This is a genomic window from Desemzia sp. AGC72 (assembly GCF_057334175.1).
Genome location: NZ_JBHFIG010000004.1, coordinates 83,087 through 105,103 on the forward strand (window position 1 = coordinate 83,087; position 22,017 = coordinate 105,103).

A 22,017-nucleotide genomic window follows, 5' to 3' on the forward strand; every position below is an offset into this window, starting at 1 on the left:
AGAATGGATCATGGGCAAATGGCGAAAGCTTTTTACGATCATGCTCTTGAAAAAGAGCAGTTAGATGTAGTGTTCAATGATTTAATGGATGTTCGTCAAATCATGCAAAGTAACCCGGATTTAGGTATCTTTTTTAACAATAGAGCTATTGAAAAAGCTAATAAAGAACAAGTATTAAATGATTTTACGAAAGAATTTTCTGAACTGACAAAAAGTTTTATTCATACAATTTACGAATATCGATTAATGGAAGAGTTAAATAACATTGTAAATGAGTTTGAGAAAATCTATGATCGGCATAATCGAACAGTGGTTGCTAAAGTAGTTACTGCTGTACCTTTAACAAAAGATCAAAGAGATCGATTGTCGGCTGTTTTTGCAGAAAAAATGAAAGCGAAAAAAGTTATTTTCAATGAATTTGTTGAGCCGGAAGTTTTAGGCGGCGTAATCATCGAAACAGAAGACCAAGTTTTTGATGGAAGTTTACGTTTCAATCTTGAAAAATTGAAAAAACAGATTATATAGTCAGAATGAAGTTAAAGAGGTGAGAAGTAAATGGGCAAAAAAGCAGATGAAATTAGTACGCTTATAAAAAGTCAAATTGAAGGTTACCGTAATGAGTTGGCTATTGATGAAGTCGGGACTGTTAGTTACGTCGGAGATGGTATAGCTCGAGCTTTTGGTTTGAAAAACGTCATGTCGGGAGAATTAGTTGAATTTTCAAATGGTGTCTATGGTATGGCTCAGAACTTGGAAATAGACGATGTCGGGATCATTATTTTAGGGGCGTTTGATGGAATCCGTGAAGGCGATAGAGTAAGACGTACTGGACGTATCATGGAAGTTCCAGTCGGCGAAGAACTTATCGGACGTGTTGTCAATCCTCTAGGTCAACCAGTTGACGGGCTTGGGGAAATTCATACTTCTCGAACACGGGAAATTGAAACAGAAGCACCTGGAGTAATGGAACGTCAATCTGTAAAAGAACCTTTACAAACGGGTATCAAAGCAATCGATGCGCTTGTTCCTATTGGAAGAGGGCAACGAGAATTGATTATCGGCGACCGAAAAACGGGTAAAACCAGCTTGGCGATCGATACGATCTTAAACCAAAAAGGCAAAGATACAATTTGTATTTATGTAGCGATTGGGCAAAAAGAATCGACTGTGCGCTCGCAAGTAGAAACACTGAGACGTTTCAATGCCTTGGAATATACAATCGTGGTAACTGCAAGTGCATCACAACCTGCGCCTTTATTGTATATTGCTCCTTATTCAGGACTAGCAATGGGCGAAGAGTTTATGTATAACGGTAAACATGTCTTGATCATTTTTGATGATTTAAGTAAACAAGCGGCTGCTTATCGTGAACTTTCTTTACTATTACGTCGTCCTCCAGGTCGTGAAGCTTATCCAGGGGATGTATTTTACTTGCATTCACGTTTATTAGAAAGAGCAGCTAAGTTAAGCGATGATCTTGGCGGTGGTTCTATGACGGCTATACCATTTGTTGAAACACAAGCGGGAGATATTTCTGCTTATATTCCAACGAATGTCATTTCCATCACAGATGGACAAATATTCTTGGAGAATGATTTGTTCTATTCTGGGGTCAGACCTGCGATAGCTGCCGGACTTTCTGTATCTCGTGTTGGTGGATCTGCTCAGATCAAAGCAATGAAGAAAGTATCTGGAACGTTACGTTTGGATTTGGCCAGTTATAGAGAATTGGAATCATTTACCCAATTTGGTTCTGATTTAGATGCGGCTACTCAAGCAAAATTAAATCGAGGGCAAAGAACCGTTGAAATATTAAAACAAGACTTGCACAGCCCAATAGCTGTAGAAAAACAAGTCATGATTTTTTATGCTTTGACACATGGATTCCTTGACTCTATACCAGTAAATTCTTTGAAAGAATATGAGAAACAATTGTATGTATTCTTAGACAATCAATACAGCGAAGTATTAACAGAGATCAAAGAAACTAAAAACTTACCTGCTGAAGAAAAATTAGATGCAGTACTAGCTGAATTTAATAAGACGTTTAGTGCAATGCGTACTGATGTCAGTCGCTAAAAGAGGCTAACAATTGAAGGCGGTGAATGAAGTTGACAGACTCTTTACAAGATATCCAAAAACGGATCCAATCGACAAGAAAAACAAGCAATATAACAAAAGCCATGCAGATGGTTTCTGCAGCTAAACTGGGAAAACAAGAGCAGCTGAACAAAGGTTTTCAAGTCTATTCGGCCAAGGTAAGAGAGATGGTTGTCCATCTAGCTCAGACACAATTAGCATTATTAGAAGATTCAAATATGATAGGAACGAACTCACCTTCAAACATTGATTTTCATGACATGTTGATTGAACGTCCCGTAAGAAAAACAGGCTATATTATTATTAGCTCCGATACTGGATTAGCGGGTGCCTACAATAGCTCTGTCATCAAAACTACGATCGATATGATCCAAAGAGACCATCAGTCTCCAGATGAATATATTTTTATGGCTATTGGACGCACAGCTGCTGACTTCTTTAAAAACAGAGGAATGAATATCGCTTATGAATTGGACAATTTAAGTGACCAGCCAGCTTTTGATGAGGTGCGCGGGATTGCTCGTCAGATTGTTGAGATGTATAAAAACGAAGTGTTTGATGAAGTTTATCTTTGCTACAATCATCATGTAAACACAATTACGTTCCAATATCGAGCTGAAAAAGTCCTTCCGTTAACCGATTTAGATATTTCTGAGGCAGAGAAATTAGATTTTGATACAGATTATATTTATGAACCTTCAAAAGAAGAGATACTAGATATATTATTACCTCAGTATGCAGAAAGTTTGCTTTATGGGGCTATTCTTGATGCAAAAACAGCTGAGCATGCTGCTCGTATGACAGCTATGCAAGGTGCAACGGATAACGCAAAACAAATCATTGATGATTTGTCGATAAAGTATAACCGAGCTAGACAAGCCGCGATAACAGAAGAAATTACAGAAATTATAGGCGGGTCAGAAGGGTTAAAATAAACAAGAACTTTAAGTAAGTGAATGGGAGGAAGATGAATGAGTACTGGTCATATTGTGCAAGTAATTGGTCCGGTTGTCGATGTAGAATTCCCGTTAAACGGACTTCTTCCTGAAATCAACCATGCTTTGATTGTTGAGAAAGCAGCCGATGGGTATTCAACAAGCAATTCGGACTCATCTCAAAGTGCAGAGACAGTAGTATTAGAAGTTTCCTTGCAGTTGGGAAACGGAGTAGTTAGAACGATCGCTATGGAATCTACAGATGGTTTACAAAGAGGTATGCGAGTGGAAAATACAGAACATCCTATTTCTGTACCAGTAGGGGAAGAAACGTTAGGACGCATGTTTAACGTTTTAGGAGAAGCGATTGACCAACAAGGCGATTTCAATGAAGAGGTTAGACGCGATCCAATTCATCGTGAAGCGCCTTCTTTCAATGAGCTGGCTGCAAGCACTTCTATATTAGAGACTGGAATAAAAGTAATTGATTTACTTGCTCCTTATTTAAAAGGTGGGAAAATCGGTTTATTCGGCGGAGCCGGAGTTGGGAAAACCGTATTGATTCAAGAATTGATTCATAATATTTCAGAAGAACATGGTGGTATTTCTGTTTTTGCGGGTGTAGGAGAAAGAACTCGTGAAGGAAATGATCTTTATTTTGAAATGATCGATTCTGGAGTTATTAAGCGTACAGCAATGGTGTTTGGTCAAATGAATGAGCCGCCTGGTGCGCGTATGCGCGTGGCTTTGACGGGTCTGACAATGGCAGAATATTTTAGAGATGAAGCTGGACAAGATGTATTGCTCTTTATCGATAATATTTATCGGTTTACCCAAGCTGGTTCAGAAGTTTCTGCATTACTGGGACGTATGCCGTCTGCTGTTGGGTATCAACCCACATTAGCTACGGAAATGGGTCAATTGCAAGAACGTATCACTTCTACAAATAGAGGTTCGATCACTTCTATTCAAGCGATTTATGTACCCGCAGATGACTATACGGATCCTGCTCCCGCAACGACATTTGCCCATCTGGACGCAACAACAAACTTAGAGCGTCGTCTGACTGAACAAGGAATTTATCCAGCCGTTGACCCATTAGCTTCTTCGTCTAGTGCATTGTCTCCTGAAATTGTTGGAGAAGAGCATTATGAAGTGGCTACTGAAGTACAGCATATGCTGCAACGTTATCAAGAATTACAAGATATTATTGCTATTCTAGGTATGGATGAACTTTCAGATCATGAAAAAATTATCGTAGCGAGAGCACGTAGAATCCAACTCTTTTTATCGCAGAACTTTCATGTAGCAGAAGCCTTCACCGGGATTCCTGGTTCATATGTACCTGTTTCAGAAACAGTCAGAGGATTTAAAGAAATTCTGAATGGTCGCTATGATGATTTGCCAGAAGATGCTTTTAGAAATGTTGGAAGAATAGAAGAAGCTGTAGAAAAAGCTGGTCAAATAAAGTATTGATCAATTAGGAAGAATAAGCTGAACTTTTTCCATTAGGAGGAATGACGAATGGCGGAGCTGCGTGTACAAATAGTTGCACCTTCAGGAGTTATCTATGATCATAGAGCTTCTATGGTAAGTGCCAGAGCAATCGATGGAGATATTAGTATTTTGCCAAATCATACTCCAATCATTTTGCCGTTAACGATCCATGCTGTCCGGATCAAGCGCATCTCAATAGATGCTGAAGATTGGGTAGCAGTAAATGGCGGAGTATTAGAAGTACGGAACAATGTTTGTTCCATTGTGGCAGATAGTGCAGAGAGAGCTCGTGATATTGATATTGAGAGAGCGTTTGAAGAAAAACATCGTGCAGAAGAAAGTATGAAACGCTTATCAGGTATCAAGTCTAACCTTGAATACAAACGGGCTTCCATTTCTCTTCATAAAGCGCTCAATCGAATCAATGTATCGAAAAACAAAAAAGTCTAAAAAAATCTTTTTTAAAATGTTGAAACAGGAGAATGTGGACCTGTCTCAACATTTTTTTGTAAATTATAGATAAAGTGAATTGAATCTTTTAAAGATCAAAAAAAACAGTTGTCTTTATTTGAAAATAATAGAAAAATGATAATTCCTTAATATGATAACGTTCTCAGAAGCAAATTTTGTGTTTTTACATTACGTTTGTGTTACTATCTATTAGGAAGAGAAAGGTAGATGTTAAGTGAACTTTATTGGTATTCAAGCAGCAGGGACATTAATATCGCATATTATTTTCATTTTATTAACTTTTTGGGCGCTGCAAGCTGTCCGAGTAGAAAAAGTTATACGGAAGCAACATGTGAATCAAGCTAAAGTTTTATATCTATTTGTGTCAATTGCTATTGGCTATTTAGTAAGTTCTTTTTTCATGGATTTCATCCTTTCTTCTCAAAATTTGATTTTTCTTTTTGAACGATAAATTCATGATAACTTTATGACAAATGCTTATTTCAATTGTTTCACAATCATTGCTCATGCTATAATGCAAAAAGTTGTTCGGATTGAATACGTTAGAATATACGGCATTTACAGAAATCCGGGAGTCAACTTACATTCGGAGGGATACGAAAAAAATGGAAAAAATTATTGTTCGAGGAGGCAAACGCCTCGAAGGTTCAGTTAAAGTAGAGGGCGCTAAAAACGCTGTATTGCCTATATTAGCTGCTACTATTTTAGTGAGTGAAGGTCAAACTAAATTAACCAATGTTCCTATCTTATCAGACATTTTCACACTAAACCAAGTATTGAAACACTTAAACTTAGATATTGAATTCAACCAAGATAAAAAAGAGATTTTATTAGATGCTACAAATCCTCTAAATTTTGAAGCACCTTTTGAGTACATGAGTAAAATGCGTGCATCTATTGTCGTAATGGGTCCATTATTGGCTCGTTTAGGACATGCAAAAGTGGCTTTGCCAGGTGGCTGCGCAATTGGAACTCGTCCAATCGACTTACACTTAAAGGGTTTTGAAGCAATGGGGGCTAAGATCAATATCGAAAGTGGATATATTGAAGCTTTCGCAGACCAATTACACGGAGCTCATATTTACTTAGACTTTCCTAGTGTTGGTGCTACTCAAAATATCATGATGGCAGCTACTTTGGCAGAAGGGGAAACGACTATTGAAAACGTAGCTCGTGAACCTGAAATCGTTGATTTAGCAATATTCCTAAATCGTATGGGAGCTAAAGTTCATGGTGCAGGTACGGAAACTATTCGAATAGAAGGAACCAAAAAACTTAGTGCTACTTCACACAGTATTATTCCTGATCGTATTGAAGCAGGGACGTTTATGGTAGCTTCAGCATTGACCAATGGGGATGTATTCATTGAAGATGCGATTCCCGAACACAATAAACCGTTAATCTCAAAATTGAGAGAAATGGGTGTGGATTTTGAATTGCATTCAAATGGAATGCGAGTTTTAGGACCAGCTGAATTAAAAGCTACAGACGTCAAAACGATGCCTCACCCTGGATTCCCAACAGATATGCAAGCTCAAATGACAGTAGCACAAGTTCATGCACAAGGCACCAGCATTATGAAAGAGACCGTTTTTGAAAACCGGTTTATGCATATGGAAGAATTGCGTCGTATGAACGCAGAATTCAAAGTTGATGGACAAACAGTGATTATTCATGGTCCTTCTTCATTGCAAGGAGCAGAAGTATCTGCTACAGATTTAAGAGCAGCTGCAGCCTTGATATTAGCTGGGCTAGTATCAAAAGGTCATACAACAGTAACTCATTTAGAACATTTAGATCGCGGTTACTATGAATTCCATAAAAAACTTCAACAGCTTAATGCTGACGTTATTCGAGTGAATGATGATATTTCAAGTGAAGTTATTGAAGAGGAATTTTCTAGTTTGATTTCCTAAACATTGTCTGCCTTTATTTTATAATACAATAGTTATCTATTGGAGAACGAGATAAGCTGACGAAATTTTAACGAATGTTATTTTAATGATGATTAGAAGCGGAAATCCCGTTATAAGAGAGTTTTCTTATAACGGGATTTTTGTTTTGCGCATACAACGAACAATATTTATTACATTTTCAATAAATTTTAAAACGTCTTTTCCTATTGAATTGTTTTGTGCTATAATTTGTAAGATGGTTATGATTTTATGATTTTTTTGGCATAGCTGATAATAGCCTGAGAGGAGAACGAAACAAATGGCTAAAGATATTGGAATAGATTTAGGTACGGCCAACGTGTTGATTCACGTAAAAGGAAAAGGGATCGTTTTAAATGAACCTTCTGTTGTTGCTATTGATGTAGCAACTAAAAAAGTATTAGCAGTTGGGGAAGAAGCATACTTAATGGTGGGACGTACTCCGGGTAACATCCGAGCAATTCGCCCATTAGAAGGTGGAGTCATAGCTGATTTTGACACAACTGAAGCGATGTTGACTCATTTTATTGATAAGTTGAACGTTAAAGGCTTCTTATCTAAACCGAATATTTTGATTTGCTGTCCAACAAATATCACTGCTATCGAGCAGAAAGCAATCATTGAAGCAGCTGAAAAAAGCGGCGGAAAAAATGTCTACTTAGAGGAAGAACCTAAAGTAGCTGCTATTGGTGCTGGAATGGATATCTTCCAACCTAGTGGGAATATGGTCATTGATATTGGTGGCGGAACAAGCGATATAGCTGTTTTATCTATGGGCGGAATTGTAACAAGCCGTTCATTAAAAGTAGCTGGTGACACATTAGATAATGAAATCATTCAATACGTAAAGAAAACACATAAATTATTGATCGGTGAACGTACTGCTGAAACGATCAAAAAAGATATCGGTACTGTATTTAAAGGTCGTCGTGAAGACTCGATGGAAGTTCGTGGACGTGATATGGTAACTGGTTTGCCAAGAACGATTACTATTACTTCAAATGAAGTCCAAGTGGCTACTGCAGATTCAATGATGCAAATCGTTGAAATTGCAAAAGTTGTATTAGAACAAACTCCTCCAGAATTGTCTGCAGATATCATTGACCGCGGAATCATTTTAACAGGTGGTGGAGCATTATTAGATGGGATAGAGCAATTATTTACAGAACAATTAAAAGTTCCTGTATTTACTGCTGAGCACCCGCTAGATTCTGTTGCATTAGGAACTGGAATTTTATTAGAAAATATTACTAAAAAGAAACGTAGAATATAGGTCTTTCTTTAACTGCTGATTATTTTCTGTATCCCGCTCTGATGTTGAATAGAATGATCTGGCTTCAGATATTATTTTCATAAAGAGGTGTAGCAATGACCAAGAAAAAAATTTTAATGGATATGTTATGGTTTATTTTAAAAATTATGCTTGTCATTGTTTTAGTTGTTATTGCCTTTATTATAGGTGCAATGGTGGGGTACGGAGTATTGGGAGATGGAGAGCCTGCTGGTATCTTTGATCCAGCAATTTGGGAAAATATTTTCAGCTACTTTAAAACTCCAGTAATTAAATAAACAAGCTGATTAAAAAGACTTTTTGTCTACTTCATTTGAAGAGATAAAAAGTTTTTTTTCGTTTAGAAAATAAATGAAGTAGCAGTTTTTTACATATATTATACTGTCACCAAAATTATGGGAGGGATAGAAATGAATCAAGTTAATTTAATAGGGCGGTTGGTAAGAGATGTAGAAGTAAGAGATTTAGGAGAAGGAAGACAAGTGGTCAATAATACAGTAGCTGTTTCTACGAATTTTAAAAAGGAGGGTGGACAAGACACAGATTTTATACCTATCGTAGCATGGAATAAAACAGCAGGATTAGTGCACCAATATTGTAGAAAAGGAAGTTTGATTGGACTATCCGGCAGAATGCAATCAAGATCGTATTTGAACAAGGAAAATGAAACGGTATATGTTGTAGAGATGGTCGTTAACACTGTAAACTTCTTATCCAGTAAACCGAAAGAAGAAATGATTCCTTCTACTCCTAATTTATCACCTGCGCTTGATACAATGCCTGTCCAATGAATAGATTATCAATGAAAACGGCGACTGGGAAAATTCCTAGTCGCTTTTTTTTAAAACGAAAAAAGTTCTAGTGGTGGTCTACAAGATATTAGAAGAAACCCATCATACGTCTGAAAAAAATTAAATAAAATAGATGTTTGTTCAATAGTTTTGGGGACTTAGTAATGAAATTTCTGAAGGAACAGTGGATTGCTTGTAGCCTTGTAAACGATGAAATGCGAATTAAGAGGCGTTGGAGCTTTAGCATCTACGCTTCCTTTGAGGCTTGAAAGTCTGGAGACTGCATGCTCCAGAAAATCCCATGGCTCTTCACAAGCAAACATGTCCATTCCTGAAGAAATTTCCCCATTGCCAATCGTCACTAGTTGATATAAATCATTAAAAATATTTGTTACTTATTATAAAGAATCCTACATGCATTTTTCGTAGACTGGAACGGTTGCTTCTTTAGAAGTAAGATAAAATAGAGTATAATAGAGAAAAAGAAATCGAAAGGGGAGAGTAGGTACTTTGAAAATTTTGATGATTGAAGACAATCCGTCTGTTGGAGAAATGATGGATATGTTTTTTCAAAAAGAGAATTGGGAAGCAGTCTTTATACAAGACGGAAAAGAAGGTCTCGAAAGTTTTTTAAAAGAACAAGACCAATGGGACTTAGTCATTCTTGACTTGAACTTGCCTGGTATGGATGGGATGCAGATTTGCCGAGAAATCCGTAAAGTTTCTGCTTCGGTTCCTATTATCATGTTGACAGCTAAAGATACTGAGAGCGATCAGGTAATTGGACTGGAGATGGGTGCAGACGATTATGTAACGAAACCGTTCAGTCCTTTGACAATGATCGCACGCATCAAAGCTTTGCATAGACGAGCTGATTTGAGCACAGAGGATACTGGAAGAAGTACGGACTCTTCGTTTGATATTGAAACGACGTACTTAAAAATCAATAAAAAAACTCGTGAAGCTTTTTTATACGGACAACCGATTGAAGGCCTTACTCCGAAAGAATTTGAGCTGTTGTATACGATGGCGAAAAGTCCTAAGCAAGTCTTTTCAAGAGAACAATTGTTGTCGCTTGTATGGGATTATGAGTATTTTGGAGATGAACGTACCGTAGATGCTCATATCAAAAAGCTGCGTCAAAAAATTGATAGAAACGGCCCGCAAGTCATTCAAACAGTCTGGGGAGTAGGATACAAATTTGATGATTCAGAAGTTGATTTGTAAGATAAATAAGATTAAAAAAACAGAATCCGTTTAGGAGGTCAGTTTGATTCATGAGAATGAAATATTTTTACCAACAAATGCTGGCCTTTTTTGCTGTAATGACCACTTTGTTGATCATTATGACAATCGTATTTTTAGAATTCACACGCAATTCTACTTATCGGGATACGGAAGAGATGTTGTTTGGTTATGCCGAAGCGTTGATAGACGGGGATCTAGATGAAGAACAATTGGAAAATACCCAATTCATACTGCACAATCAAGGCGTAGTGATCACAGTTTTTGACAATAAAAATGAAATGGTTTATCCAGATACTTCTATACCATATTCAAGTGGAATCTCGAATAAGAATTTTGAGCAGTTGAAAAATGGCGAAAAGATCACTCTAAGTTTTCAAGATAAAGACTTTTTCGGCAATCAAGTGGAGATTGCTTTAGTATATATGCCTTTTTTTTCCAAGAATGATGGATCGTTTTCCGGCTTTATCGGAATCAGTTCTCCTATCAGCGGTATTGAAGAAAACTTAAAAGAAATGCGCAGCAACTTGTTCACCGCGTTTTTAGTCTCTGCTTTGGGTGCGATTTTGATGGGGTTGTTTTTTGCTCGCTATCAAGTTGGGCGAATCAATCGTTTGAGAAGTGCCACTCATCGGGTAGCTAAAGGGGACTTTGATATTCATTTGGACAGTGATGATAGAGATGAGATTGATGACTTGGCTAATGACTTCAACAGTATGACTCAGTCGCTAAGAGCCTCTCAAGAGGAAATAGAGCGTCAAGAAGAGCGCAGAAGGCAATTCATGGCTGATGCTGCTCACGAGATGAGAACTCCCTTAACCACCATAAATGGCTTGTTAGAAGGATTGGAACATGATATGATTCCTGAGAATCAGAAAAAAAGAAGCGTACAGTTGATGAGAGATGAAACCAGACGTCTAATTCGTTTGGTGAATGAAAATCTAGATTATGAAAAAATACGGTCTAACCAAATTCGTTTGTATAAAAGAACGTTCAATGCGTACGATGCAGTTCAGTCTCTCATTGAGCAGTTAAAAGGAAAAGCAGAGGCTTCAAATAACCGAATCCAATTTACATGTCCAGACGACTTAGTAGTGTATGCTGACTATGATCGATTTATCCAAATTCTTTACAACCTTGTTCAAAACGCGATTCAATTTACAAATAATGGTGTTATTACGATTACAGCGGAACAAAATGATGAAGGAAGCAAATTTATTGTTTCGGATACAGGAATAGGAATGACACAGGAGCAAGCTAGAAACATTTGGGAACGATACTATAAAGCAGATATTTCAAGAATGAGTACTAAATATGGAGAGTCTGGTTTAGGATTAGCCATCGTTCAACAATTGGTTCAATTACATGGAGGAACAATTGCCGTTGAAAGCACGTTAAATGAGGGAAGTACTTTCACGATTTTTTTCCCCGGAGAAAAGAAGTAAGAAAGTAAATAGAGTTGATAAAAAAGCACCGATCAATGTATAGGAACTTCCATTCCACTACTGATCAGTGCTTTTTTGCATATTAATTGTTTCTATTCTTCAACTGTTTCTTCTGCATTAGACGGGACTACAGGTTCTTCTGACAGACCATCTGATGTTTCAGGTGCGAGTTCGGGAGCGTTTGTTTTGTACAATGGAATAGTCGATTCATTACCGTTTAAATGATACAGACTAGTGGAACCTTCGCCTAATTGTTCATTTAATTTTTGAAGACGTTCCATTTGATCCATATAATTGTAATCAGCCACATCGTCTTCCAGTAACCCTTCAGGTGTATAGAAACGCAGCAAGTCGCTTTGTAGAATACTGTCTGAAGTACTTAGTTGCATTGAGATTTTTTCTTTTAGCGTTTCTACTTCAGATAAAACCTCTTGCGAAGGTTCAGTGATGGCCTCACCTGTTTCAGTATCATAAATAACAGATCCATCTAACGTATACTTAGGAGTAACGATATCTCCATTTCTGAATGCAACAGTTTGGTCATGTTCTGGAGAGAACATATCAGTTCCCATCAACACATAATCTTTGCTGTCAATACCTAGGAGATGCAACAAAGTCGGCAGCATATCGATTTGTCCACTGTACGTCTCTGATATTTGTCCTTTCCCTGTACCAGGAATGTGGTAAATAGCAGGAACACGCTGCATCATGGAGTCATCATAGCCGGTCCATTCTTCTGGATTTTCACCTAATAAAGGAGCTAATGATTTGTTTCGTGCATTTGAAATACCATAGTGGTCACCATATAAGACAATAATAGAATCATCATACAATCCTGATTCTTTTAAATAGTTGAAGAATTCTTCAACGGCTTCATCCAAATAGTGAGCAGTTACGAAATAATTGTCGATCGTGTTGTCTCCCGTTGTAGCTGCTGGGAAATCAACATTCGGTTCGTCTAAAGGATAAGGGAAGTGATTAGAAACAGTAATAAATTTACTGTAGAAAGGTTGCGGCAATTGTTCTAAATATTGAATAGACTCTTGGAAAAAGACTTTATCTTTCATTCCATATTCTAATCGGTTTTCTTCTGTAAAAGTATAGTATTCATCATCAAAGAAATAATCGATTCCCATTGATTTATACGTATCATCTCTGTTCCAGAACGATCCCACATTTCCGTGGAACATAGCTGAAGTGTAATCTGCTTCTGATCGCAGGATTTGAGAAGCGGATTGGAAAGAGTTAGTAGATCCGTACTGAGTAAATGCTCCACCTTGTGGAGAACCATACAATGAATTTTCTAAGATCATTTCGGAGTCGGCTGTTTTACCTTGTCCTACTTGATGGAAGAAATTTTCGAAACTGTAGCTGTCTTCATTATCGAATAGGCTGTTGATAAACGGTGTGACTTCATGCAGTTCGCCATTCTCATCTTCTAATTGATAGTCGATCAAAAATTGTTGGAAACTTTCTAAATGGATATAAATCACATTTCTTCCTTCAGCAATCCCAAACATTTCATTGTCGGGTTCACCATAGTGCTCATTGACATAATTTAAAACAGTATCCATATCAGATTCATCTGCACTTGCTTTGATTTGATTGGATTGAGCTGTTTGGTATCCGTCAAATGCAGTGAAAAAGTTAATTCCTAAATATTTAACAATATAGTTTCGGTCAAATGTCCGCAGCAACAATTGTGGTCGGTCACTTTCCGCTAGAGCTAAATTTCCAGCAAAAAGCGTTACACCAAGAGTTGTCATAGCTATAGCATATCTTTTCAGCATAGGTCGCTTATCTAACGTAATCCCGTTTTTCTTGCTGAAAGCGAGATAAAGCAATCCTATGAAGTCAGCCCAGTAAAGAAGATCCTGAGGACGTAAAAGAGCAAATGCGCTGGCGCCTATACCATTGGAGACTTTTCCTGCTCCCAACATGGTAGTGATTGTTAAGAAGTCGCTGAATTCCCGGTAATATAAGACATTCGCATACAGCAGCAGACTTGTCAGTAGATAAACTACAAACAATGCTCCGTAAGCTTTTTTCGGCTTTGTAAAATAAAGCGCGAAAGAAAATAAAAGGACTGTAGTTGCAATTGGATTAATCAATAAGATGAACTCCTGCATCAGTCCTGCTACACCTAATTCAAATTCGATTTGATAGACTAGATAGGTTTTTAACCAAAATAAAATAACAGCAAAAGAAAAAAAGCCTAGTCGTTTAGACAGTAATGGTTTTAATTTTGACACGATGTTGCCTCCTCTATGAAAATGCAGGCGATTAAAATAAACATTTTCAGTAAAAATTGTTCCTTTAACATTTTAATCTTCTTAATAAGTTTATCTTCCTGTATCAACAAACATTTTACAATTAATACATATCATAGTCAATTAAAAGTAGAAAAGTTGAGACTTTAGTAGTATGATAAACCTTTTAGGGTGGAGGATCAAAAGCGAATGTTAAGAATTCGTAAAAGTCTTGTTATGAAGTTGTTATCAATGAGACTAGAATAGACTTAATATCGTTTAGGGTATAAGTTATAATGACCTGTAAAGTAAAGGAGGCTTCTGGCGAAGTGATTTTTTTAGAAGAAATATTTAAGGTAACAGAAGCCTTGTTGGGTGATTGGCTCAATCACTTCTTCTTGATTGAACTGATTTTTTTTAGTCTGGATCGTTCCTTATTATACTTTGTTATCTGGTTGATTTGTCGATGGATCTATTTGAGGATACGTAAAAATAGGTGGCCTGTTAAAACTAAGCGGCGCGAATGGATATTAAACATTTTTGTGTTTTATATTCTGCTGTTAGTACATTTAACGGTATTCAGAGGAGGAACATCTCTTTCAGCCATTTCGCTGCATATCCAGCCGCTGAGTGTGATCAATTGGGTGCCTCTGGTGGAAACCATCAAGTTAACAAATGGAATCTCTATGTTTTCTTACTACTATAATATGTATGGAAACATTTTGTGGTTTGTTCCTATGGGGTTCGGATCAGCTTATTTATTGAAAGAGAATCATTCCTTTATGCGCACATTGTCAATCGGTTTTTTAGTGTCTTTATCCATTGAAGTATTGCAGTATCTGCTGGATACCGGGATTCCGGACATTGATGATTTGATTTTCAATACTTTAGGAACGATAACAGGGATCTTTCTCTTTCACTTCATTCATTGGATCAAATCAATGAGAAACAAAAAACAAAAATAGGATCAACAAAATTAAAATAAAAATGAACAAATTTAGAAGAATAGTGAGTTATACTTAAATAGTGAAGCATATTAATCGGAATGAGGTTTAGAATTGAAAAAAATACCATTAAAACAAAAGGCAACTCAACGAGTACTAAATGGCTATCCATTATTAGTCAATGAAGATTTTGTTAAGCCTTTGAATGAAAAAGAAGGTTCTTTAGTTGAACTGACAGATGAACAAAATCGTTTTGTAGGAAAAGCTTACCTAGCTGTGCAGAATAAAGGTGCTGGCTGGGTTTTGAGTCTAAACCCTAATGAAGTGATCACGGAGTCCTTTTATGAGCGCTTATTCACGCAAGCAGCAGATATTAGAGAAAATTTGAAAGCTGATGAAACAACTACAGCTTATCGTTTTTTTAATGGAGAAGGAGATGGACTTGGCGGATTGACTATTGATGTGTATGAAGATTATTATGTGTTTTCTTGGTACAGTCAAGGAATCTACGAGCACCAAAAGAGTATTCTTAAAGCGTTTGAAAATACGGTAAAGGATGCAAAAGGGATCTATCAAAAATTCCGCTACAAACGCCCAGATGATATCGTTTCTGAATTTGTTTCAGGAACACCTGCACCAGAACCGTTGATTATTCAAGAAAATGGTGTGAAATATGCTGTTTATCTAGATGATGGTTTGATGACAGGAATATTTTTAGACCAGCGTCATGTACGCAGAAGCCTCATGGAGAATCATTCAGCCGGCAGAAGCGTATTGAATACATTCAGTTATACAGGTGCTTTTTCTGTGGCTGCTGCTTTAGGCGGAGCAGTTGAAACGGTAAGTGTAGACCTGGCGAAACGCAGCTTGCCAAAAACGGAAGAACAATTTGCAGTAAACGGACTATCTACAGATCAGCACAAAATTCGTGTTATGGATGTCTTTGATTATTTCAAATATGCCGTTCGAAAGAATTTATTGTTTGATACGGTAGTTGTTGACCCGCCCAGTTTTGCCCGTTCAAAGAAAAGAACGTTCAGCGTATCGAAAAATTATACTGCTCTTTTAGAAGACGTGATCGAGATTACGAATAGTGGAGGGACAATCATCGCCTCTACTAATTCGGCTGCTGTTTCTACAACTCGTTTTGAAACGTTTATACGAGAAGCATTTGAAAATAAAGGGATTCGTTATAGAATTATGGAAACGCACAGTCTGCCGGAAGATTTTCATGTAAATTCGCATTTTAAAGAAGGAAATTACTTGAAAGTGTATATTATTCAAAAAGGCTAAACGAAGAGAAAGAAGTTTTTAAATGGCTAAAAAAACAAAAGTACAAAAAACAAATGCAATCAGGTTGTTGGAAAAACACCAGATTTCTTTTACGGTTCACACGTTTCCATGGAGTGAAGACCATCTAGGGGCAGCAGAAGCAATAGAAAAGTTGACTGTCCCGAAAGAACGCATTTTTAAGACTTTGGTTACTACAGGAGACAAAACTGGGATAGTTATTGCGGTTATCCCAGGAGAAGGTGAACTGGATTTAAAAGCTTTGGCAAAAGTCAGCGGAAACAAGCATGTAGAACTTCTGCCGATAAAAGAGCTGTTTGCTGCTACTGGTTATATTCGAGGCGGTTGTTCTCCTATTGGGATGAAAAAAGAGTATCCGACTTATTTTTCGAGTGTTGCCCAAGAGTTGAACAGTATCATCGTATCAGCGGGTAAGAGAGGGATGCAGGTGGAATTATCTCCAATAGACCTAAAAACAGTTACGAATGGTGAGTTCGCAGTAATCGAGTCAAACAGAAAAAGTCATGGGTAAACTAAAAGGCGTCGCTGGATCAAAGTCCAGCAACGCCTTTTAATTTTTTACAGGTATAACAGCAACTTCATTTACTGGTTAGTTAGAGTAATGACAATAAAATGTGGTTTATTGTTGATGCGTAAAGGGAAAAGACTGTTTCCGATTCCGCGGCTGACGACTAGTTTTTGGTCAGCATTCACAGAGCTGGAGTAAACGCCAGAAGTGTATTTAGGTAAAAATCCTTGCCCTGGAGCAAATAAACCGCCAATAATCGGTAAGCGTATTTGTCCGCCATGAGCATGTCCGCTAAAGGTCACATCTGGCTGGATATCAGGGTTATCTGTGATGTAAGACGAGAAAAATTCTGGACGATGGGCCAATAAAAGAATCGGTAAGCCTTTGATGTCTTCTGAAAAAGGAATGTCAGAAGTTTGGTTCCCGTCTTTTAATCCCATAATAGCGACTTTTTCTCCTAATAGAGTAGTGATGTGTGTTTCATTTTCCAATAATGTAGCCCCGTTTTGCGTCATGATCTTGTTCCATTCGTCTAACTGATTGCTGGACGTTTCATGATTTCCAGAAACTGAATACGTAGGAGCAATTTGTACTAAATCATGGATCACTTCAGCTAGAGGAACATCTTCTATAGAGGCAGAACGATCAATCAAATCACCCGTAAGAAAAATCACGTCTGGATCAGCTTTTTGAGTTTCTTTAATGAGCTGTTCAGGATTGATTCGATTCTTAGGAAAGTGTATGTCTGATATATGAACGATTTTTACTTGATCTAAGTTATCTGGAAAATCAGGCAACCGAATAGATAATTCGTCTACATCTAATGAACGGTTTTCATTATACCCATGAATCAAAATAATCAAAAAAGCAATACATACAAAGATAAGACCTGACAAAATCTTTTTCACTTTTGACACCTCCTGCACGACTAAATTAAAAAATCTGATGAAAAGAACAGCTGAACTAAGATTGTTCAGGAATGCTCAGTATCAAAATTGGCAGCCAGTCTATCGGCATCCATGAAATAATTTCGCACATCTATCCAATGATAGACTCGCTCATAGGAACAATGTTCTTGGTTCAGCGAGTTGGTGTACAACAAACCCGAACCCGTGAAGCGATTTAACTGACGAATAGAATCATCAATAAGGTAGTCTGCATGAATGACGCTTTTTTCACCGCAAAAAACAAAATGTTGAGGATCTAAAAAGTCAAAATGTTCCAAAAGCCATTCGTACTTTGCTTGGAAGGTATTAGGAACGTCCATAGCAGCTGTTGCAATGTATAAATCATAATGATCGTTCAATTCCCGCAGTACTCGTTGTGCATCCTTCATCACAGGAATGTTTCGGAAAAATTCATACGTGTTGATCAGAGGATATAGTTCCTTTATGACCGTTACGATATCAAAATCAGGGTTAGTAGCTAAATAATCTTCCATAGAATCAAATTCGACTTGGTACTCTTTTTTATATAATTCGATAAAACTGACTTCCATATCAGCAAGTACCTGGTCCATATCGATGGCAATGCGTTTTCTCATAAAAAGTCCTTCCTTTCAGAGTACTTGCTGCAGCGAGATCGCTGTCAGTTTACTGTGATAGTGCAGCTAATGCAGCATGCTGACCTGCAATTCGTCCCGTAATAAAAGCACCGGTGATATTATAGCCGCCAGTATAGCCGTTGTAATCCAAAAATTCTCCACTGAAGTACAAACCTTTAGTTAATTTGCTTTCCATTGTTTTAGGATTTACTTCTTTAGTACTAACACCGCCGCCCGTAACAAAAGCTTTTTCAATGGGAAGAGTGCCGTTTGCTTCTAAACGGAAATCTTTCAAATACAGACAAATATCTTTGAGCTGCTGAGCTGTCAATTGCTTCATAGGAGTACTTTCTTCGATATTTAAGCGACTTAGTCCGAATAATAAATAGCGTTCAGGAACTAGACCTTTTAACGCATTTTTTACGGCTTTACCGCCATCATTTTTTTGCAATACCTGCAACTGTTGCGTTAAGTCATGCGCTGTCAATTGAGGTAAAGAGTCAATTGAGACCGAAACAGAGTCTGTTTTATCACGTTTCATCGTTTGATGGACAAACATCGAGCAGCGAAGAACAGCTGGACCTGATATCCCAAAGTGAGTAAAAATCATATCCATTTGGTGAGAAATCACCTTTTTACCTTTTTTGTTTAAGACACTTAAGTTGATATCGCGTAAAGAAAGACCTTGCAAAGTACGATCTTGGATAAACTTTTCATCTGAAGTAATCGGAGATTCAGTAGGGTATAGTTCTTTGATCGTATGCCCTGCTTTTTTTGCCCATTTGTACCCGTCACCTGTGGAACCTGTACGAGGCATAGCTTTTCCTCCGACAGATAAGACGACACATGGTGCAGTCAATGTACGGCCATCTTTTAACAAGACACCTCTAACCTCACCGTTCTCATATAATACAGTCTCCACAGGAGCATCTGTATACACTTTTATCTCTAAACGATCCATAATCGTGATCAACGTTTCTAAAATGGTTCTGGATTTATCTGTTGTAGGGAACATTCTTCCATGGTCTTCTTCTTTTAAAGCTACGCCATTTGAACGGAAAAAATCCATGATGTCGTAGTTGTCATATTGAGCAAAGGCACTATACAAAAAGCGTCCGTTTCCTGGGATATGAGCAATGATTTCTTCTTTATCACGGTTGTTGGTCACGTTGCAGCGTCCATTCCCGGTTACCAATAATTTTCTTCCAAGGGTTTTATTTTTTTCGACTAAAATGACATCAGCGCCATTTTCAGCAGCAGAAATAGCCGCCATCATACCGCTGGTTCCTCCGCCGACTACAATTACTTTAGCATCCATTTGTTTTGTTAACTCCTTAATTTCGTGGTTTATCAGTGTTTTTTAGTAGTATCACTTTACCACATTTTACTCAATATAAACTAGACTATTCAATAAACCGGCTGAATCTGTGAAAATAAAGGTAAAAACTTAAAGAAAATATGAGAAAACAGTAGGAAAGATTTTATTTTTGTGTTCTTATTGTTAATATGTAATGTATTACTTTGATAAAGAAATTAAGATAGAGTGGGCGGATGAAAATGAGTTATTTTAGAAAACTACCGGTAACGATCGGGGAAGAAAGAAAGTCAGGTTTAGCAAAAGATTTAAAGACGATGGATTTGATTTTATTAGGATTAGGAGCTATTGTCGGAACCGGTATTTTTGTGATCACAGGTACAGCCAGTGCAACAACAGCAGGACCAGCATTGATTTTATCATTCATTATTGCGGCTTTTTCTTGTGCATTGAGTGCATTGTGTTTTGCCGAATTTGCTTCAAGAATGCCAGTATCAGGAGGAGCTTATTCTTATGGATATGCGATCTTCGGGGAAGTAATCGGCTGGATCGTCGGTTGGCTGATGCTGTGTCAGTATTTATTGGCCTGTGCGTCTGTAGCTTCAGGATGGTCTGGTTATTTAAACGGCTTTTTAGATGGTCTGGGAATAGGATTGCCTCAAGCCTTTCGTGCTTCTTATGATTTGGCTAACCGGACGTATGTTGACCTGATCGCTGTTGTCATTACTTTATTGGTTTCCTATTTAGTCATGCAAGGAGCTAAAAAGGCTTTGCGTTTAAACAGCATCATGGTATATGTGAAATTTGGTTTGATTGCATTATTCTTGATCGTTGGTGTTTTTTACGTAAAACCTGCCAACTGGACACCGTTTGCGCCGTTTGGAATGAGCGGAATCATTGAAGGAGCAGCTATTGTGTTTTTTGCTTTTCTTGGTTTCGATGCAGTGAGTACAGCTGCCGAAGAAACGAAAGATCCACAAAAAAGTATGCCGAGAGCAATCATTGGTTCACTAGGGATTGCTACGGTGTTGTATATACTAGTGACATTAGTATTAACAGGGGTAGTACCAGTAGCTAACTTAGATGTGCGAGATCCAGTTTCTTTTGCTATGCGTTTTATTGGTCAAGATTTTGTAGCAGGAATTATTTCCATCGGAGCAATCTTAACGTTGCTGACGGTATTGATTTCTATGATGTATGGATTAGGCCGCTTGATTTTCGCGATCAGCAGAGACGGATTACTGCCTAAGTCATTAAGTAAAGTAGATAAAAAAAGCCATACGCCTAAAAATGCTACTTTTGTAGCAGGAATTGTCACGGCCACTTTATCGGGTGTTATTCCGTTGGGTAAATTAGCTGAGTTGACAAATATTGTGACATTAATGGTTTTTGTTATCCTGGCTGCAGGTATCATCAAATTGAGAAAAGATCATGGAGAACCTAAAGAAGGCGAATTCCGTGTACCATTTGTTCCTGTATTACCGATAATATCTATATTGGTATGTGTTTACTTGATGATTCAATTGTCAGGAATGATTTGGTTGTTATTTATTATCTGGACGGCCATTGGTCTAGGGATCTACGTGGTATATGGTCATTCTCACAGCAAAATGAATGAGGAAAAATAATTCCTTTCAAAAGATAAGCAAACATAGTGCTCGAATACGACTTTTTTTGCTAAACTGATAAGCATGTATTGTGTACAAAAAATTATGATGTAGAAAGAGTGGAGAAAATGGCATTTGTTAAAATAAAAGATGAATACAAACGCTATAAAATGGGGGAAACGATTGTTGCTGCGAACGATGGAGTTTCTTTCGAAATTGAAGAAGGCGACTTTGCAGTCATTGTAGGACCAAGTGGTGCAGGAAAGACGACAGTTTTAAATATTTTAGGCGGAATGGATACGGCTGATGAAGGTTTGGTGGAAATCGACGGTATCGATATCTCTGATTTCAATAGCAAACAGTTGATTCGTTACCGTAGAGAATCAATTGGGTTTGTTTTCCAGTCCTATAATTTAGTTCCTAACTTAACAGCAAAAGAAAACGTTGAATTAGCTTCAGAAATCTCAGTCAATGCTTTAGACCCTGAAAAAGTCCTTCAAGAAGTGGGTTTAGGTCACAGAATGAATAACTTTCCTGCTCAATTGTCTGGTGGAGAACAACAACGGGTAGCTATCGCAAGAGCATTAGCCAAACAACCTAAATTGCTGCTTTGTGATGAGCCGACTGGGGCACTAGACTATGAGACGGGAAAACAAGTATTAAAGCTTTTGAAAGATACTTGCGAAAACTATGGAACGACCGTCATAGTGATTACTCACAATCAGGCTATTACGCCGATTGCTGACCGCACGATTGAGATCAATAATGCAAAAGTACGAAAAGTCACCCTTAACCCTAATCCTAAATCTGTATCAGAAATAGAATGGTAGA

General features: G+C 37.6%; 22 protein-coding genes. 18 read left to right on the forward strand and 4 right to left on the reverse strand.

Annotated features, from left to right (window positions below):
• The first annotated feature begins 3 nt into the window (after positions 1-3).
• From atpH to ACE025_RS03065, 13 genes are all read left to right on the forward strand, one after another.
• The gene (gene atpH, locus ACE025_RS03005; protein ID WP_485937334.1) at positions 4-525 is read left to right on the forward strand and encodes an ATP synthase F1 subunit delta; all 522 of its coding nucleotides are present in this window, start codon (positions 4-6) and stop codon (positions 523-525) included.
• A gap of 30 nt (positions 526-555) precedes the next feature.
• Positions 556-2,079, forward strand: a complete 1,524-nt coding sequence (gene atpA, locus ACE025_RS03010; protein ID WP_485937336.1) for a F0F1 ATP synthase subunit alpha — start codon at positions 556-558, stop codon at positions 2,077-2,079.
• Positions 2,080-2,111: 32 nt separating this feature from the next.
• The gene (locus ACE025_RS03015; RefSeq protein WP_485937482.1) at positions 2,112-3,035 is read left to right on the forward strand and encodes a F0F1 ATP synthase subunit gamma; all 924 of its coding nucleotides are present in this window, start codon (positions 2,112-2,114) and stop codon (positions 3,033-3,035) included.
• A 36-nt stretch (positions 3,036-3,071) separates the two neighbouring features.
• Positions 3,072-4,511: a F0F1 ATP synthase subunit beta gene (gene atpD, locus ACE025_RS03020; protein ID WP_485937338.1), complete on the forward strand. Its 1,440-nt coding sequence runs from the start codon at positions 3,072-3,074 to the stop codon at positions 4,509-4,511.
• A 48-nt stretch (positions 4,512-4,559) separates the two neighbouring features.
• Positions 4,560-4,982: a F0F1 ATP synthase subunit epsilon gene (locus ACE025_RS03025; RefSeq protein ID WP_485937340.1), complete on the forward strand. Its 423-nt coding sequence runs from the start codon at positions 4,560-4,562 to the stop codon at positions 4,980-4,982.
• A gap of 235 nt (positions 4,983-5,217) precedes the next feature.
• Positions 5,218-5,454, forward strand: coding sequence for a DUF1146 family protein (locus ACE025_RS03030; RefSeq protein WP_485937342.1), 237 nt, complete (start codon positions 5,218-5,220; stop codon positions 5,452-5,454).
• A gap of 154 nt (positions 5,455-5,608) precedes the next feature.
• A complete protein-coding gene (murA, locus tag ACE025_RS03035; RefSeq protein ID WP_485937344.1) occupies positions 5,609-6,919 on the forward strand; it encodes a UDP-N-acetylglucosamine 1-carboxyvinyltransferase in 1,311 nt (436 codons plus the stop codon).
• Positions 6,920-7,217: 298 nt separating this feature from the next.
• Positions 7,218-8,210, forward strand: a complete 993-nt coding sequence (gene mreB, locus ACE025_RS03040; RefSeq protein ID WP_092479412.1) for a rod shape-determining protein — start codon at positions 7,218-7,220, stop codon at positions 8,208-8,210.
• Between the two features lie 95 nt (positions 8,211-8,305).
• The gene (locus ACE025_RS03045) at positions 8,306-8,506 is read left to right on the forward strand and encodes a DNA-directed RNA polymerase subunit beta (protein WP_485937346.1); all 201 of its coding nucleotides are present in this window, start codon (positions 8,306-8,308) and stop codon (positions 8,504-8,506) included.
• 132 nt (positions 8,507-8,638) lie between these two features.
• Positions 8,639-9,019, forward strand: a complete 381-nt coding sequence (locus ACE025_RS03050) for a single-stranded DNA-binding protein (protein WP_485937348.1) — start codon at positions 8,639-8,641, stop codon at positions 9,017-9,019.
• A gap of 210 nt (positions 9,020-9,229) precedes the next feature.
• The gene (locus ACE025_RS03055) at positions 9,230-9,388 is read left to right on the forward strand and encodes a hypothetical protein (RefSeq protein WP_485937350.1); all 159 of its coding nucleotides are present in this window, start codon (positions 9,230-9,232) and stop codon (positions 9,386-9,388) included.
• A gap of 141 nt (positions 9,389-9,529) precedes the next feature.
• A complete protein-coding gene (locus tag ACE025_RS03060) occupies positions 9,530-10,246 on the forward strand; it encodes a response regulator (protein WP_485937352.1) in 717 nt (238 codons plus the stop codon).
• Positions 10,247-10,296: 50 nt separating this feature from the next.
• Positions 10,297-11,709 (forward strand): ATP-binding protein, encoded by a 1,413-nt coding sequence (locus ACE025_RS03065; protein WP_485937354.1) that lies wholly within the window; start codon positions 10,297-10,299, stop codon positions 11,707-11,709.
• A 92-nt stretch (positions 11,710-11,801) separates the two neighbouring features.
• Here the strand turns inward: ACE025_RS03065 and ACE025_RS03070 are convergent, their stop codons facing one another.
• Complete coding sequence (locus tag ACE025_RS03070; protein WP_485937356.1) at positions 11,802-13,961, reverse strand: LTA synthase family protein; 2,160 nt, start codon at positions 13,959-13,961, stop codon at positions 11,802-11,804.
• A gap of 326 nt (positions 13,962-14,287) precedes the next feature.
• Between ACE025_RS03070 and ACE025_RS03075 the strand changes: the two genes are divergently transcribed.
• The 3 genes from ACE025_RS03075 (at position 14,288) to ybaK (ending at position 16,724) form a co-directional block, all read left to right on the forward strand.
• A complete protein-coding gene (locus ACE025_RS03075; protein WP_485937358.1) occupies positions 14,288-14,923 on the forward strand; it encodes a VanZ family protein in 636 nt (211 codons plus the stop codon).
• 93 nt (positions 14,924-15,016) lie between these two features.
• Positions 15,017-16,195 (forward strand): class I SAM-dependent rRNA methyltransferase, encoded by a 1,179-nt coding sequence (locus ACE025_RS03080; protein WP_485937360.1) that lies wholly within the window; start codon positions 15,017-15,019, stop codon positions 16,193-16,195.
• Between the two features lie 22 nt (positions 16,196-16,217).
• Complete coding sequence (gene ybaK, locus ACE025_RS03085; protein WP_485937362.1) at positions 16,218-16,724, forward strand: Cys-tRNA(Pro) deacylase; 507 nt, start codon at positions 16,218-16,220, stop codon at positions 16,722-16,724.
• A gap of 71 nt (positions 16,725-16,795) precedes the next feature.
• On the opposite strand, the gene ACE025_RS03090 is transcribed toward ybaK, so the two are convergent.
• The 3 genes from ACE025_RS03090 to ACE025_RS03100 all read right to left on the reverse strand — a co-directional run bounded on the left by ACE025_RS03090 (position 16,796) and on the right by ACE025_RS03100 (position 19,582).
• Positions 16,796-17,629: a metallophosphoesterase gene (locus ACE025_RS03090; RefSeq protein ID WP_485937364.1), complete on the reverse strand. Its 834-nt coding sequence runs from the start codon at positions 17,627-17,629 to the stop codon at positions 16,796-16,798.
• 65 nt (positions 17,630-17,694) lie between these two features.
• Positions 17,695-18,264 (reverse strand): 5' nucleotidase, NT5C type, encoded by a 570-nt coding sequence (locus ACE025_RS03095; RefSeq protein ID WP_485937366.1) that lies wholly within the window; start codon positions 18,262-18,264, stop codon positions 17,695-17,697.
• 49 nt (positions 18,265-18,313) lie between these two features.
• Positions 18,314-19,582 carry a BaiN/RdsA family NAD(P)/FAD-dependent oxidoreductase gene (locus ACE025_RS03100; RefSeq protein WP_485937368.1) on the reverse strand — a complete coding sequence of 423 codons (1,269 nt, stop codon included), beginning with the start codon at positions 19,580-19,582 and terminating at the stop codon, positions 18,314-18,316.
• A 239-nt stretch (positions 19,583-19,821) separates the two neighbouring features.
• Between ACE025_RS03100 and ACE025_RS03105 the strand changes: the two genes are divergently transcribed.
• Entirely contained in the window at positions 19,822-21,207 is a 1,386-nt protein-coding gene (locus ACE025_RS03105) for an APC family permease (protein ID WP_485937369.1), read from the forward strand.
• A 107-nt stretch (positions 21,208-21,314) separates the two neighbouring features.
• Complete coding sequence (locus ACE025_RS03110) at positions 21,315-22,016, forward strand: ABC transporter ATP-binding protein (protein ID WP_188204079.1); 702 nt, start codon at positions 21,315-21,317, stop codon at positions 22,014-22,016.
• Position 22,017: the final 1 nt, after the last annotated feature.